This window comes from Candidatus Schekmanbacteria bacterium, from assembly GCA_003695725.1.
GTDB lineage: Bacteria > Schekmanbacteria > GWA2-38-11 > GWA2-38-11 > J061 > J061.
Genome location: RFHX01000144.1, coordinates 1 through 14472 on the forward strand (window position 1 = coordinate 1; position 14472 = coordinate 14472).

Here is a 14472-nt window from a genome sequence, read left to right on the forward strand (position 1 = left end):
AATATATATAAAGAGGTGATATAATGACATCTTCTATTTCTTCAAATCTTATCCCCGTCAATATAGAAGACGAAATGAAGAATTCCTACATTGATTACGCAATGAGCGTAATCGTTGGGCGCGCTCTGCCTGATGTACGCGACGGATTGAAACCTGTCCACCGCCGTGTGCTTTATGCTATGGATGAGCTTGGGCTTGCTTATAATAAACCCTATAAAAAATCGGCAAGAGTTGTTGGTGAAGTGCTTGGAAAGTATCATCCCCATGGAGATGCGGCAGTTTATGATACGATGATAAGAATGGTGCAGGATTTTTCACTTCGTTATCCTCTCATAGATGGGCAAGGCAATTTTGGTTCGATTGACGGGGATTCAGCGGCAGCGATGCGATACACTGAAGTAAGAATGGCAAAGATTGCCCATGAGATGTTGACTGACATAGATAAGGAAACAGTGGATTTTGTTCCTAATTTTGATGAAACTCTTGTTGAGCCGGTGGTTCTGCCTTCAAGGATTCCAAACCTTTTGATAAATGGCTCATCTGGTATTGCAGTTGGTATGGCAACAAATATTCCTCCTCACAATTTAGGTGAGATAATCGATGCCACTGTCCACTTAGTGAATAATCCTAACGCAACGATTGAAGAGCTTGCAAAGTTCGTACCGGGACCTGATTTTCCTACAGGTGCTTATATCTGTGGAAAGAAGGGGATTCGCGATGCATACAGGACAGGGCGGGGCAAACTGATATTGAGAGGCAGAGTAACCATTGAAGAGCAAAAGTCGGGCAGGCAGAATATTGTGATTACCGAGCTTCCCTATCAGGTAAACAAAGCGAAGCTCATTGAATCGATAGCATCACTCGTTAGAGATAAGAGGATTGAAGGTATATCTGATTTGAGAGATGAATCGGATAGGGAAGGTATGAGAATTTTTATTGAGCTTAAAAAAGATGCTATGCCTGAAGTTATCTTGAATAATCTATACAAGCACACCCAGCTTCAGCAATCCTTCGGAGTCATTTTGCTTGCTATGGTCAATGGTGAGCCGAAGGTTTTAAATCTGAAAGAGGCGCTTACCTGCTTTGTTGAATTCAGAAAAGAAATCGTAATAAAACGCACCCGTTATGATTTGAGAAAAGCTGAAGAAAAAGCTCATATACTTGAAGGGTTGAAAACTGCTGTGGAAAACATCGATGAAGTTGTGGCTTTGATTAAAAAAGCAAAGAATCCGGCTGATGCAAAAGAGAAGCTTATGAAAAGATTTCCTCTTTCTGAAATTCAAGCAAAAGAAATACTCGCAATGCAGCTTCAACGATTGACAGGTCTTGAAAGGGATAAAATCATTTCTGATTATAAAGAGACTTTGAAGATAATCGCTGAATATAAGGCTATTCTTTCAAGCGAGCAGAAGGTTAGGGATATTGTTTGCAAAGAATTGCTCGAGGTCAAGGAGGAATATGCAGACGAGCGCAGAACAGAAATAATCGCTGATACAACGGAGATAGATATTGAAGACCTAATAAAACAAGAGGATATGGCTGTTACTATTTCACACAATGGCTATATAAAAAGAAATGCCTTGAGTATTTTTCAAAGCCAAAGACGCGGCGGCAAGGGTAAGACAGGAATGACTACAAGAAATGAAGATTTTGTTGAACATCTCTTTATAGCGAATACTCATGATTATATTCTCTTCTTTTCCAATAAGGGGAAGGTTTATTGGATAAAAGTCCACGAGATTCCTGAACTCGGGAGGACGGCTAAAGGACGGGCAATAGTCAATCTTCTCAATCTCAGCGCTGAAGAAAAAATATGCGCTTATGTGCCGGTCTCTGAATTTGATTCAGACCATTATGTTACAATGGTCACAAGCAAGGGAATAATAAAGAAAACAACCCTTGATGCTTTCAGTCACCCGCGCGCAGGCGGCATTATCGCTGTCAATCTTGATAAGGGAGACGAGCTTGTTTCTGCTGTTGTAACCGACGGCACACAAGATATTTTATTGGCAATGAGAAATGGAAACAGTATTCGTTTCCATGAGTCAGATGTTAGAGCTATGGGAAGGACGGCAAGGGGAGTAAAAGCTGTTTCTATCTCAAAAGATGACGAAGTCATAGGAATGGAGATTGTAAGCAATGGTAATTACAGCATATTGACTGTAACTGAAAACGGTTATGGCAAGCGGACAGAATTGAGTGAATACAGAGTGCAGTCAAGAGGCGGCAAAGGAATAATTACAATAAAAACAACAGAAAGAAATGGTAAAGTCGTAGGAATAAAACAGGTTAAAGATTCTGATAACATAATGCTTGTTGCTTCAGATGGAAAGATTATTCGCTTGAAGGTGGCAGATATAAAGGTCATAGGAAGAAACACTCAGGGGGTAAAGCTGATTGATGTGGATGAAGGTGCAAAGGTTGTAGCAGTGGCGAAGATTGCCCATGAAGAATAAAGAAGCTATCTTTATTTCATAGTATTTGGAGCGCCAATAAGCCAGAAGTTGTTTTTATAGAGGTAATCGATAGTCGGAAGGAAGTTTATTCTCTTAGAATCAATCTTTCAAGAATTGCTGCAGCAAAAACCATTTATCTGATTAGAAATAAGAGATTGAAGGAATAATTTTAATCCTTTTTCAATACCTCAAATTCAACAGGTATTGTTATAAAGAAAGCATCTATGAAAGCAACTCCTGAAATTTTCATTCCTCCTGCCCCAGCAGTTAATATTTTAATCATTTCGAGAGTTATCTGTTTATATGTTGCCTTGAAAGGGACAGTAATTTCTCTTTTTTCTCCTGCAGGTATTTTGAATTCTTCTGTAGTTTTCCCTTTGAAAAATTTGTCTTTCCCTATGAACAAACCGCATTTTACGGATTTAACTTTGACAGGTATCCAATTGGGATTATCGACTTCAAGAGTTACTTCCCCATGAATTTTATTTTTGCCAAGTTCCATCCCTTCGATTTTTATGCTTTTAAATTTGAATGAACAGCGCTTGAGCATATTTTTGATACTGCAGGAGTCAAAGGTGAGAAGAATGAGAAGAATAATCGAGATAGGAATGAATATTTTTCTTTTTGAACGAAGAAGCAAAGTTATTCTTTTTTTCATCTTTTTATTGTGGAGATTCTTTTACTGCTTCATCATTTTCTTCTATTCCAAGAATCGATTTTATGCGTGGAGGAATATAGACATTTTCAAGGTTTAGCTTAGAAAGTTCATTGGCAAGAATTTCAACTTTTTCATTTATTCTAAGTCTTTTGTCGATGATGATGCGGTTTTCATCTTCCACTCGGCAAGAGCCTCCTCGAAGCTTAATGCCTGCCTTTTTTAAATCTTCATATTGAACTTTGATGGAAAGCTTTTCTGCCAATTCTTCAAGCTGTTCGAGAATAAGTTCCTGCTTCATACTCTATTTTTTCTCCTTCAAATAAAAAATGCAAAAATAGAAATCAGCCGGGAGGCCAAGTCATTCTTCTTCCGCCAAGCAGATGAAAATGAATATGAAATACTGATTGTCCAGCGCCTTCATTACAATTAAGGACGATGCGAAAGCCGGATTCATCTATCTTCTTTTCCTTGGCAAGATGTTTTGCGCTTTCAAATATGTCGGACAATATGTCAGAATCTTCTTTCTGGATATCCATTGTTGTGGGGATATGTTTTTTGGGAATCAAAAGAAGATGCACCGGTGCTTGAGGATTTATGTCTTCAATAGCTATTATCAAATCATCTTCATAGACTATATTTGCCTGCATTTCTCCTTTAATCATTTTGCAGAAGATGCATTCATTGGACATAGCTATTCTCCCCCTTTATTAGTGCCATAGATTTCTTTGAGTTTTTTTGAAACAAGCGCAGGAACCATTCCTTCAATATCGCCTCCGTATTTTGCAACTTCTTTTACGATGCTCGAGCTCAGGTAAGAATATTTCACAGTGGACATAAGAAAAATGGTATCTACTTCTTTGAGAAGTTTTCTGTTTGTAACTGCCATTTGAAATTCATATTCGAAATCGCTTACTGCTCTTAAACCTCTTATAATTGCCTTTGCTTGAACATCTTTTACGAAATCGATCAGTAGTCCGTCGAAAGATTCAACACGGAGATTTTTCAATCCTTCTGTGGCTGAATTGATCATTTCGATTCTTTCTTCAACAGGAAAAAGGGTTTGTTTGTCTGTGCTTACTGCGACTGCCACTATGACTTCATCGAAAATCTGAAGCCCTCTTTCAATTATGTCTATATGCCCGTTTGTTACGGGGTCGAATGTTCCGGGATAAACAGCAATGTTTTTCATAGAGTTTTTAAAAAATAAAAAAATTAGTCAGATATATTCTTGTAATACAATATTCTTGTTTCACCGTAAAGTCTTTCTCTCATTAAATGGAGTTTTCCCTCTTTTTCAGGAAAACTTCGTTTTTTGAATATTTCAAGAATCATAGTGCCATTGGGTAAAAGAAGTTGTCCTGAATTTACTTCAGAGAGACATTTTATACTGTAATCGGAAGCATAGGGAGGGTCGCAGTAGATTATATGAAATGAAATGTTTTCAGCGACAAGCATTTTCAGGGCTTCTCTAAAATCCTTTTGGATTATTCTTGCAAAGCCGTCTAAACCTGCAATTTGAAGGTTTTTCTTGATCACTGAGACTGCATTCCTATTTTTTTCGATAAAAACCACTCTTTCCGCTCCTCTGCTCAATGCTTCAATACCTACGCTTCCGGTCCCTGCAAAAAGGTCAAGAAAATCCGTGCCTTCAACTCCATTGCCCAATGTGTTGAAAACCGCTTCCCTAACTTTGTCTTGTGTAGGCCTAATTATATCTTTGGGAAATGATGAAAGTCTATGTCGTGCTTTTTTCCCGCCTGTAATTCTCATTCTCTTAGAACTCTTTTCTTTGACACTTAATCAATTGTACTTTTACCATTAGTTGCTTCATCTAAAAGTTCGCACCAATGTTTTACTTCTATGTTGGAAGATTTTGCAATAAGACCGCTTTTAATTTGAAGTATGCATCCCGGACATCCGGTTAGGACCAGCTCTGCCTTAGATGAAAGAATGTTTTCTATCTTTTTCTTATTGATTTCCCTGCTGAGTTCAAAGTTTTCAATGCTAAACATTCCTCCAAATCCACAACAGTCACTGCTGTTTTCCATTTCAACGAGATTGATACGCGGAATATTTTTGATAATTTCTCTTGGTTCTTTCTCGATTTTTTGTCCCTTGTAAAGGTGGCAGGGGTCATGGTAGGTTGCAGTTTTGGTAGTTTCTTTTTCTGTTTTTTTAATCTTTGAAAAAATTCTATTTCCCGGTCCTGAAAGAAATTCACTTAAATCTAAAATCTTCCCCTTTATTTCTTCCCATTTCTGTAGTCTGTTGCTGTCATCCTCAAAAATCAAGGGGTAGATTTCTTTGAATGCCGATCCGCACGTAGCGCAGGCAACCACCAAGTAGTCGAATTTTTTTTCAGACAGCATTTCGAGGTTTGAATATGCCAATTTTTCTGCCTTTTCCCTGTCGCCGGAAAAAAAAGCCGGCAGTCCACAACATTGTTGTTTATTGAGGAGAATAGGAGTAAAGTTGGATTTCCTTATTAAATTCAACGCCGAGATGCCCGTTTGCGGGCTGATGAAATTTATAGTGCATCCTTGAAAGAATAGGACAGAAGACAGACTATCTGAGACTTTTTCGAGATCGATTATTTCAGTGAGTGTTTTTTTAGAAAGGGCAGGGAATATTTTTCCTTCCTTTCTGCCTAAAAAATATCCCTTATAAAACAAACCGCTTTCAGAAGGAATTTTTTTCATAAACATCTTTTCAACTAAAGAAGCGGATTTCAGAAAAGTCTTTCTGCCCGGAAAGGTTCCGCAAAGAATTTCAAGGAGAGCCTTTTTTAAAGGAGGCATTCCAAATTCTTTTACTGCTTTTTCCCGTGCCGTGGAGATTATTCTGTCAATCTCTATACTTGCCGCACAGGTATCTTTACAGGATGTACAGAGAATGCATTTTGAGATTGTTTCGTATAGCTTTGAAGTCAATTCAATTTCACCTTTCATATATGCCTGCAAAAGGGCAAGTTTCCCCCGTGCTACGGAGTTTTCCTTTTTTTCAATGTCATATACTGGACAGACAGCTTGACAGGCACCGCATTTGACACATTTGGAGAGCGCCTTTTGGAATTTTTCATTTTGAGATTTTTTTTCCACTAATTAACCGGTCCAAAGTTTGTTAACTCTTGAGTAGTTTCCCATTTGCAATTATTGTCTCTTCTTCACTTCCATAAAGTAGCTTTAAAGTGGGATTGAATAGAACAAAATCCTGATGAAAATTAGTTCTAACTTCTCCTCCAAATGATTTATTGTCTCCTAATGCGAGGTGAATTGTTCCTAAAATTTTTTCTGATTCAAGAATATTGTCGGGCTTGGTAGCTTTGGGGTTTGTGCCGATGCCAAGTTCTGCAATGTTTGAAGATTTGCGGTCAAGTTCGATCTGTTCACGAAGAAAATCTGCATAGTCATCAATGCCTTGAATTAGAAAGAGTTTTCCACTTTTAATCTCAAATTTGAGAGGTTTCTTGAATTTTGAAGTGGGACCCCATTCAGCAACAAATAAGCCTTCAGCGCTATTTTCAACTGGAGCAATGAATGCTTCTCCTGCAGGGAGATTGCCAAAAGCGCCTTTTCTTGTAAGAATTCCTGTATCTGCTATTCCGGAGCGTCCTTCAATTCCTATTTTTAAATTAGTGCCATTTGATGCAGTTATTACGGCTGTTTTAGCTCTGCTCAATTTTTTTGCCAAGTTTTCTGTCAATTGCCTCATTTTCTTGTGATTGACATTGAGCGGACCTTCAAACATCGATTTATCGAAGAGAGGCATACTTGCATATCTGCCTCCTGCGATTCTTGTATGAAGGTCGCGAAATTTTGTGTGGCTCGTTGAAAAATTGGAAAGAGCAATGATTACATCTACGCACTCCCTCTTGTGCTTTTTGATTATTTTTTCGGCTTCAATTTCTTCTTTCTTCGTTGACTGCTTTGTAATGAGTTTTTCAAAAATCCCTTTGTCTCTCAAATCTGCAAATGCTCTTTTTCCAAATGCCTCCTGCCAAATCAATTCCGGAGGCTCCATCCCGTGTTTTTCTAAAGATTCATATTGCAGAAAAGTAGTGTCATTTCTTTTTGACAAGTAATCAAAGATTTCTTCTGCAATCAGTGGAAGTTCGCTTCTCCTTTTTCTATCAGATTCGGTAATTGTTTCGTCCTCTGATATATCATCGCAGAAAATCAAAACTCTTTCATTTCTTTTAATGCCGAGATTTTCCTCGATTAATTTTTTTATTGCTCGTTCTGTAATAATCATTGTTTTGCTTTCATTAAAGATTGTGGGATTACAATATAGACGGTATCACATTTTTTTTAAATGGATTTTTCATATAAGTAATATATTTTTTCTGTCAAGCTTCAAGAGATTAAGCTTTCTGAAATTATTCCTTCTTTGGATTATTTGTCTTTTGTAGGAACCAAAAAACGATGGATTTTGTTGGAAGAATTGTATAAATATCATTTTTAGGTTAAGGTTTGAAATTATTGACACATAAGAAACAGTTTTGGTAAAAATATAAAAAAAGGGTTGAATAATGATAGATGAAAAGTCGATACCATCGAAAAATCCGTCAATACTTTGCACTGAACTTGATGAAGAAGCAGTTTTGCTTGACCTAAAAACGAAGTGTTATTTTGGATTGAATGAAGTTGCCCTTTTTATTTGGAAACTTGCAGACGGGAAAAGGAATGTGTCAGACATAGTAGATGAAATATGCAAAAATTTTGATGTCGAGCCGTCAACGGCATTGAATAGCGTAAAAGGATTTCTAAAGAAACTCAACGACAACAATCTTGTCTTTATTGATGCTTCCAGTTAATAAATTCTTGCCGGGAATGTTCTGTTTTTCTTTTTTGCAGAGAGTTCATTTTTAAATGTTTTACAAATATTATTCAATTTTTGGAGTCAATGTAAGAATAGAAGCTGAGACCGAAGCGATAATTAGAATAGCTGATAAGTGTATCGGATATTTCGAAATTCAAGAAGACGATGGCAAGTCTGATATTTCGTTCAAAATACTTTTTCCTTCAAGAGACTTAATCGAAGAAAGAAAAAAAGCAATAGAGAGCAAGTATTATCTCTTTTCCTTTGATAAATTGACAGGATATAGAATAGGGGAAAAACTTATTGTGACTGATGGGGTATCGACTGCCGAGTGTGAAACATCCAAAGGCATTGTAACAATGTTTCTCGATAAAGGCATACTTCGGCAGGAAAGGTTTTTTGCTTTTGTCTTTTTTTATTTGATACTAATGGAGATGTTGAGATATCGAGGCTTCTATTATGTCCATTCTTCCTGTATATCGATAGATGGAAAAGCTCTTATTATTCCCGGTGATACAGGCGCAGGAAAAACGACTCTTTGCATTACACTATTGAGGGAGGGGTATAAATATCTCTCAGATGACGGAGTTTTATTGAGAAGAGAGGGGGATACTGTTAGAACCTATGCTCTGCCGGGGGAATTCCATATAGACCCATCAATATCGAAGAGGTTTAAAGAGCTTGAAGATGTAAAATATGGAGAAAAATATGGGGAAGGACCAAAAAGGGCTTTTAGTGCCGATAAATTTTATCCGGGACAGTTTATTCATTCTGCTGAGCAGAGATTTATAATTTATCCTGAAATCAAAAATCAACGGGCTTCCAGATTATGCAGGATTTCGCGCGCGAAAGCCCTTGCACTCTTTATTCCCCATAGCCTCCTTGTTATGATGGATAGCGATATTGCAGCTGCCCATCTTGATGTTTTAAAAAGAGCTGTTGAAATTTCTGAATGTTTCCGATTAGAAAGCGGGCAAGACCTCCTTGACAATCCATCAAATGTTGTGAAAATGATTAAGAAAGAATTGATTGGAGCAGATTGATGGCTGGAGACATAGGTTTTTTGACAGAATTAGGCATAGAATTGACTAACAGATGCAACTTTGTTTGTAAACATTGCCTTCGAGATGAGAACCTGCCAAGAAAAAATATTCCATTCAGGGTAGTCAAAAAGATTCTCAAAGAAGCAAAAACATATGGAATAAAACATATTGGTTTTACAGGAGGTGAGCCGACTCTTCATCCTAAATTTGATGAAATCTTGGGAGAAGTCGTAAAAGGCGGTTTTACATACCACTGCGTAACCAATGCATGGAATTTCTTGGAGATGCTTCCTGTTTTTGAAAAGCATGGACTTTCATCTTTAAAAGGGCTTTCATTTAGCCTCGATAGTCCGCGTGAGGAGGTGCATGATTATCTTAGGAAGAAGGGCTCTTATAAAAGGATAATGCAGGCAGTTAGTGTTTGCTTTATGAAAAAAATACCCTTTAATCTTCAAATGACAGTTTGTACGAAGAATAAAGACCAGCTTGAAGAGATGGCTTTGCTTGCTTCGAAACTTCAGGCTGAAAAGTTGTTTTTTGCTTTTATTCAGCCGACTCCGGGCAATGTGGAGGAAGGATTAGTCCCAACTCCAGTTGAGCAATCGAGATTGGCAAGGGAAATAACACGACTTGCAGGTATTTTTTCTATTGGCGTTTTTCTTTCACCCGGCTTTGATATTCCTGAATTGATGTTTCAATGCAGAGCCCTAAATATGACATCTTTAACCATTGATTTTATGGGAAATCTTGTCTTTTGCTGCCAATTGTCAGGTTATGCAGGAAGCAATTCTAAAGCAGATATAATAGCAAACCTTGCAGATACATCCCTTTTCGATGCCCACAGAATGTTAATAGATAAAATAGCCAAGTTTCAGAAGGATAGGGTTTCAAGAATAGAAAAAAAGAATCTTGGCGATTTGGATAGATTCCCCTGTTTCTATTGTGCACGCTATTTTGGAAAGGTAGATTGGCTGCGCAATTATAAAGGAAATGCCTGGAATAAAGAATGAGAAGACTCCCAATCGGATTGTAAGAAGAATTACGGAATTCGTTATCTATTCGAAAATATTTCTTCTTGCAACTATATTGCCTCTTCTTCTTAAAGTGTTAAGCCTTCCATCGGTAATGAAAATCTTGACACCTTCTAAGAATAGAAGGCATTGGAGACAATGGAAAGTAGATATTATTGTAAAAGGGACAGATAAAATTCTTGGTATAGGATTTTTTATTTATCATCCTACCTGTCTAAAAAAGTCCCTTATTCTTTATCATTTTTTGAGAAAGGAAGGTATGGATGTGGCAATTCACTTTGGAGTAAGAAAAAGAAACGGCACTCTCGATGGACACAGTTGGCTTACGAAAAAGGGGAAAAGGGTGTATGACAATCTTGAAAGTGTAGATGACTTTTTTGTTACCTATTCATATCCATCTGATGAATCCTTTGATAAAGCTTCAATCCTTGGCGCGAATAAGAATTAATATTCCTGATTTTATGCTAATTGAAACTTTTCTTCCAACAGCTTCATTGCTGATGCCATAAGGCCTTCCGATTTCCATTATTCCGTCATCGAGAGGATATTTGAGCCCTTCCGTCTTTATTCCGGTTACCATTTCACTCATTGGAAGAAGAGAGATTATTTCTCCTACTTCTGATTCAAAATCACAGTGTGAGGTTATCAAAGTTATGGTATTGTTTTCATCAACGATACTTGCTTTTATGCCTTTTTTATGGGCTTTGAGCAGAAGATGGATATTTGCCAACATATGGTCGATGCGGCTTCCGGTGCATGCTAAAAAGACTGCTTCAGTTACTTTAAGGGAAATGGCAAGGTCAAGGGCAAGTTCAGTATCAGATTTGTCCTTATCAGGGCTGTGTCTGATTATTTGGCTTTTATTGAGAATTTCTTTGTTCAGTAAATGATTGTCTGCGGAGTCAAAGTCGCCAATGATATAATCTGGAATTGTTTCTGCTTCGATGCAGTATTTCAGTCCGCCGTCAGCACAAATCAATATTACATCAGAGCCAATATAATTCTTGATTGAGGAAATATCCTTCAGAGCACCTGCTGAAATAATCAGAGCTTTTCTTTTTTTAGAGTCCTTCATCATAAATTTTTTCTCTCAATTCATCTATGGCTTTTGCTCTTTTGTATTCTTGAGCTGAAGGTTCAGTGCCTTTTATAAAGGCAATTTCAATTGAGCCGGGTTCTCTATTCTTCAATGGTTCTCCAGTTTTGGGATTTACATTGATTAAAAGAACATTTGCCGGCTTTTTGAAACTGCCGGGCTTTCTATCTTTGTAAAAATTTTGAGCAAAATATTTCCACACAGGACCTGCAACGCCTCCTCCTGTTTGCCTTTTCCCCAATGAGATGCTGTTGTCATCATATCCTATATATACTCCTGCTGTAAATTCAGGGGTAAAACCGATAAACCAGGCATCCTTGAATTCATTTGTTGTCCCTGTTTTCCCTGCTGAAGGAATTCCTTTTATCCTTGTCCTTCTTGCTGTGCCGCGGCTAACTACAAAACTCAAAAGGTTTGTCATTGTATATGCCGTTTCTGGCGAGATTACCTGCTTTTTTTCTTCTATAGCTTTTTCTATGACCTCGCCTCTATTGTTTTCAATTGAAATAACGGCTGTAGGTTTTATTTTTATGCCAAGATTTGGAAAGACTGTGTAAGCAGAAGTTATATCAAGAAGAGGAACAGATTCTGAGCCAAGGGCGAGGGATAAATAAGGTTCAAGATTTTCTTTTATTCCCATTTTATGAGCTATAGAAATAACTGGCTTTGTCCCTACCTTCTGCAAAAGTCTTATAGTTGCAAGATTGCGTGATTCCTGAAGTGCCTGCTGAACTGTAATAAGTCCCTTGAATTTGCCGTCATAATTTTCAGGTTTCCACAAAGTACCGTCAGGCAATTCAGATGTAAAGGGCAGGTCAAGTATTTTTGTAAGTGCATTTATCTTGCGCGATTCTATTGCAGCCGTGTAGATGAACGGCTTGAAAGCCGAACCGGGCTGTCTTTTTGCCTGAAATGCCCTATTGAATTGGCTGAGGAGAAAGTTTCTTCCTCCCACCATTGCCTTTATATGTCCGGTGGAATTCTCTATGACAACAATTGCTCCATTTACTTCATCATAGTTTTCAAGGTTTAGAATGTAGTTTCCATCCTTGGATATGCTCTTTAAACTCACAAATACACAATCACCGGGTGTAAAGAAGGATTGGGGGTTGTCTATTTTTGCCCATTTCATCGAAGATGGAGGGATATATCCTGATACTTTGCCGATTGATACCTCTATGGTACCATTATTCTCGACTTCTTTTATTTTAGCGCAGTAAGTAATATCTTTTTCTAATTTTTCAACATCTGAAAAAGCGGAGATATATTCATCTTTTTTATCTTCGGGCACTTTGCTGAAAGGTTTTCTTCTTGAATATTCCATAAGCCCGCGGTTGAGGGCTTTCCTTGCATAGTCTTGGAGCTTTAAATCAAGAGTTGTTTTAATTTTCAATCCTTCCTTATATAGGGCTTTTGTGCCAAATTTGTTTTCTATGTATCTTCTTACATATTCCGAAAAATATGGAGCTTTGCTTACTTTTGATAAACCGGGATTGAGTTTTATTGGAGTCTTTATGAGTTTTTCATATTCCTCTCTGCTTATCATCTTTTCTTCAAACATTCTTTTAAGGACATAGTTTCGCCTTTGGCGGGCAAGCTCGATATTATTGTAGGGCGAATAACGTGAAGGAGCTTTTGGCAATCCTGCAAGGAGAGCGGCTTCCTCTGTGGTAAGGTCTTTGACATGTTTGTTGAAATATACGAAGGAAGCTGTTTCCACACCATAGGCGCCGCTTCCGAAATACAATTGGTTTAGATAAAGTTCGAGGATTTCATCTTTTGTGAATTCTCTTTCTATCTGAAATGCAATAAGCGCTTCCTTTATCTTCCTTGAAAGTTTTCTTTCAGGTGTAAGAAACAGGACTTTGGAAAGTTGTTGAGTAATTGTGCTTCCTCCCTGTGTAACCCTTCCTGCAAAGAGGTTTGATATTGCGGCGCGGGTAATGCCTTTGATATCAATCCCGAAGTGGTTGTAGAAATTGCTGTCTTCAACAGCGATTATGGCATTCTTAAGTGATTGAGGAATATCCTTGAAATCAACTATCATTCGCCTCTTTATGTAGAACTCAGCAAAAAGTTCACCATTTGCAGAATATAACTGGGCAACTTTATCAGGTTCATATTCCCTTAGCTTTTCTATAGCTGGAAGGTCACGGATATACGAAAAAATGACTCCTCCGATTACGCCAAAGAAAATTGATACAAGGGCGCATAGAATTAGAAATATAGTCCTAACTTTTGATTCAAGTGAAGATATCTTTTTCTTTTTATCCATCTTTTTTTAAAACTAAGGTCATAAAATCTACTATAGGTGAGATTCTAAAATAAAGTTATCAGCATTTTTAAATAAATGCCATAAAAAACAGATGCCGGAAGAGATAGCTAAATTTCTTGAACCAATGCCAGTAGTGAAAAGAAGAAAATTTTTGGATCAGAAGAATACCATAACCCATAAACATACTTTTTTATAAGCCGCTTTTGAGCAACTCTTTGTATGTAAGGAATCAGCCACTCCACAAAGGAGACATACTTCTCAATTTTTCTACAATAGGAGGCAATGTTTCAAGCACATAGTCGATATCTTCAACAGTTGTAAACCTTCCAAAACTGAAACGAAGCGAGCTTTGTGCAAATTCTACAGGTGTGTTGATCGCTTTCAGAACATGTGATGGTTCAGTTGAACCCGATGAACAAGCAGAACCTGTTGATACGGCAATTCCCTTCAGGTCAAGATTTATCAACATTGCTTCACCTTCGACACCTGCAAAGCCGATATTGAGTGTTGTTGGAAGACAGTTTTTTTCAGGGCTGTTGATTCTCAGCTTTGGTATCTTTTCAAGAAGGCCATTTTTGAGTTTTTCCTTTATTTTTTGAAGGTGTATAGTTTCTGCCTCCATATCGCGTATGCTTATTTCACAAGCTTTGCCAAGGGCGACTATTCCTGCTATATTTTCTGTGCCTGCCCTTCTGTTGGTTTCCTGATGGCCTCCGTGAATAAGGCCATGCATTTTGGTACCCTTCCTGATGTAAATTGCACCAATGCCCTTGGGGGCATAGAGTTTATGCGCTGATAATGAAAGAAGGTCGATATTGTCTCTTTGGACATCTATGGGAATTTTCCCCAATGTTTGCACTGCATCTGTGTGAAAAATGATCCCGTGTTTTTTGGCAATTTCACCAATAGTGCGAATATCCTGAATAGTGCCTATTTCATTGTTGCCGTGCATTATGCTTATAATGGCTGTTTTTTCGGTGATATTTTTTTCCAAATCCTCCGGATCAATCCTGCCGTCTTCGTCAACAGGGAGATAGGTTACACTATAACCCCTTGTTTCTAAATAATGACAGGTTTCAAGCACTGACGGATGCT

Annotated in this window: 15 protein-coding genes; 5 read left to right on the top strand and 10 right to left on the bottom strand. The window is 37.7% G+C overall.

Features of this window, described 5'->3' with window-relative positions; genetic code table 11:
• Nucleotides 1-23 precede the first annotated feature (23 nt).
• Complete coding sequence (gyrA, locus tag D6734_05735; protein RMF95321.1) at nt 24-2456, top strand: DNA gyrase subunit A; 2433 nt, start codon at nt 24-26, stop codon at nt 2454-2456.
• A 169-nt stretch (nt 2457-2625) separates the two neighbouring features.
• Here the strand turns inward: gyrA and D6734_05740 are convergent, their stop codons facing one another.
• The 7 genes from D6734_05740 to D6734_05770 are packed head-to-tail and all read right to left on the bottom strand — an operon-like array spanning nt 2626 to nt 7365.
• Nucleotides 2626-3114 carry a hypothetical protein gene (locus D6734_05740; GenBank protein RMF95322.1) on the bottom strand — a complete coding sequence of 163 codons (489 nt, stop codon included), beginning with the start codon at nt 3112-3114 and terminating at the stop codon, nt 2626-2628.
• Nucleotides 3115-3118: 4 nt separating this feature from the next.
• Nucleotides 3119-3412: a hypothetical protein gene (locus tag D6734_05745; protein ID RMF95323.1), complete on the bottom strand. Its 294-nt coding sequence runs from the start codon at nt 3410-3412 to the stop codon at nt 3119-3121.
• Nucleotides 3413-3455: 43 nt separating this feature from the next.
• Entirely contained in the window at nt 3456-3803 is a 348-nt protein-coding gene (locus D6734_05750; protein ID RMF95324.1) for a histidine triad nucleotide-binding protein, read from the bottom strand.
• 2 nt (nt 3804-3805) lie between these two features.
• A complete protein-coding gene (locus D6734_05755; protein RMF95325.1) occupies nt 3806-4303 on the bottom strand; it encodes a pantetheine-phosphate adenylyltransferase in 498 nt (165 codons plus the stop codon).
• 23 nt (nt 4304-4326) lie between these two features.
• Complete coding sequence (gene rsmD, locus D6734_05760; protein RMF95326.1) at nt 4327-4884, bottom strand: 16S rRNA (guanine(966)-N(2))-methyltransferase RsmD; 558 nt, start codon at nt 4882-4884, stop codon at nt 4327-4329.
• Between the two features lie 26 nt (nt 4885-4910).
• Complete coding sequence (locus tag D6734_05765) at nt 4911-6212, bottom strand: (Fe-S)-binding protein (protein RMF95327.1); 1302 nt, start codon at nt 6210-6212, stop codon at nt 4911-4913.
• Between the two features lie 22 nt (nt 6213-6234).
• Entirely contained in the window at nt 6235-7365 is a 1131-nt protein-coding gene (locus D6734_05770) for a peptidase (GenBank protein ID RMF95328.1), read from the bottom strand.
• 277 nt (nt 7366-7642) lie between these two features.
• On the opposite strand from D6734_05770, the gene D6734_05775 reads away from it, so the two are divergent.
• Genes D6734_05775 through D6734_05790 form a run of 4 tightly spaced genes read left to right on the top strand, consistent with a single transcriptional unit; the run spans nt 7643 to nt 10454 of the window.
• Nucleotides 7643-7927: a PqqD family protein gene (locus tag D6734_05775; GenBank protein ID RMF95329.1), complete on the top strand. Its 285-nt coding sequence runs from the start codon at nt 7643-7645 to the stop codon at nt 7925-7927.
• 55 nt (nt 7928-7982) lie between these two features.
• Nucleotides 7983-8975, top strand: coding sequence for a hypothetical protein (locus D6734_05780; GenBank protein ID RMF95330.1), 993 nt, complete (start codon nt 7983-7985; stop codon nt 8973-8975).
• Entirely contained in the window at nt 8975-9985 is a 1011-nt protein-coding gene (locus D6734_05785) for a radical SAM protein (GenBank protein RMF95331.1), read from the top strand. The genes D6734_05780 and D6734_05785 overlap by 1 nt, the downstream gene beginning before the upstream one ends.
• A complete protein-coding gene (locus D6734_05790; GenBank protein RMF95332.1) occupies nt 9966-10454 on the top strand; it encodes a lasso peptide biosynthesis B2 protein in 489 nt (162 codons plus the stop codon). The genes D6734_05785 and D6734_05790 overlap by 20 nt, the downstream gene beginning before the upstream one ends.
• On the opposite strand, the gene D6734_05795 is transcribed toward D6734_05790, so the two are convergent.
• The 3 genes from D6734_05795 to D6734_05805 form a co-directional block, all read right to left on the bottom strand.
• Entirely contained in the window at nt 10428-11084 is a 657-nt protein-coding gene (locus D6734_05795) for a thiamine diphosphokinase (protein ID RMF95333.1), read from the bottom strand. The two genes, D6734_05790 and D6734_05795, sit on opposite strands and share 27 nt — an antisense overlap.
• On the bottom strand, nt 11068-13377 hold the full coding sequence (locus tag D6734_05800; protein ID RMF95334.1) for a PBP1A family penicillin-binding protein: 2310 nt from the start codon (nt 13375-13377) through the stop codon (nt 11068-11070). Before D6734_05800 ends, D6734_05795 begins: the two co-directional genes overlap by 17 nt.
• Nucleotides 13378-13606: 229 nt before the next feature.
• Entirely contained in the window at nt 13607-14461 is an 855-nt protein-coding gene (locus tag D6734_05805; protein RMF95335.1) for an aminotransferase class V-fold PLP-dependent enzyme, read from the bottom strand.
• Between the last annotated feature and the right edge of the window lie 11 nt (nt 14462-14472).

Bases quoted from the DNA above. Each gene is read 5' to 3' on its own strand.
- gyrA (RMF95321.1), top strand. From the start codon at position 24: ATGACATCTTCTATTTCTTCAAATCTTATCCCCGTCAATATAGAAGAC.
- D6734_05740 (RMF95322.1), bottom strand. From the start codon at position 3,114: ATGAAAAAAAGAATAACTTTGCTTCTTCGTTCAAAAAGAAAAATATTC.
- D6734_05745 (RMF95323.1), bottom strand. From the start codon at position 3,412: ATGAAGCAGGAACTTATTCTCGAACAGCTTGAAGAATTGGCAGAAAAG.
- D6734_05750 (RMF95324.1), bottom strand. From the start codon at position 3,803: ATGTCCAATGAATGCATCTTCTGCAAAATGATTAAAGGAGAAATGCAG.
- D6734_05755 (RMF95325.1), bottom strand. From the start codon at position 4,303: ATGAAAAACATTGCTGTTTATCCCGGAACATTCGACCCCGTAACAAAC.
- rsmD (RMF95326.1), bottom strand. From the start codon at position 4,884: ATGAGAATTACAGGCGGGAAAAAAGCACGACATAGACTTTCATCATTT.
- D6734_05770 (RMF95328.1), bottom strand. From the start codon at position 7,365: ATGATTATTACAGAACGAGCAATAAAAAAATTAATCGAGGAAAATCTC.
- D6734_05775 (RMF95329.1), top strand. From the start codon at position 7,643: ATGATAGATGAAAAGTCGATACCATCGAAAAATCCGTCAATACTTTGC.
- D6734_05780 (RMF95330.1), top strand. From the start codon at position 7,983: ATGTTTTACAAATATTATTCAATTTTTGGAGTCAATGTAAGAATAGAA.
- D6734_05785 (RMF95331.1), top strand. From the start codon at position 8,975: ATGGCTGGAGACATAGGTTTTTTGACAGAATTAGGCATAGAATTGACT.
- D6734_05790 (RMF95332.1), top strand. From the start codon at position 9,966: ATGCCTGGAATAAAGAATGAGAAGACTCCCAATCGGATTGTAAGAAGA.
- D6734_05795 (RMF95333.1), bottom strand. From the start codon at position 11,084: ATGATGAAGGACTCTAAAAAAAGAAAAGCTCTGATTATTTCAGCAGGT.
- D6734_05800 (RMF95334.1), bottom strand. From the start codon at position 13,377: ATGGATAAAAAGAAAAAGATATCTTCACTTGAATCAAAAGTTAGGACT.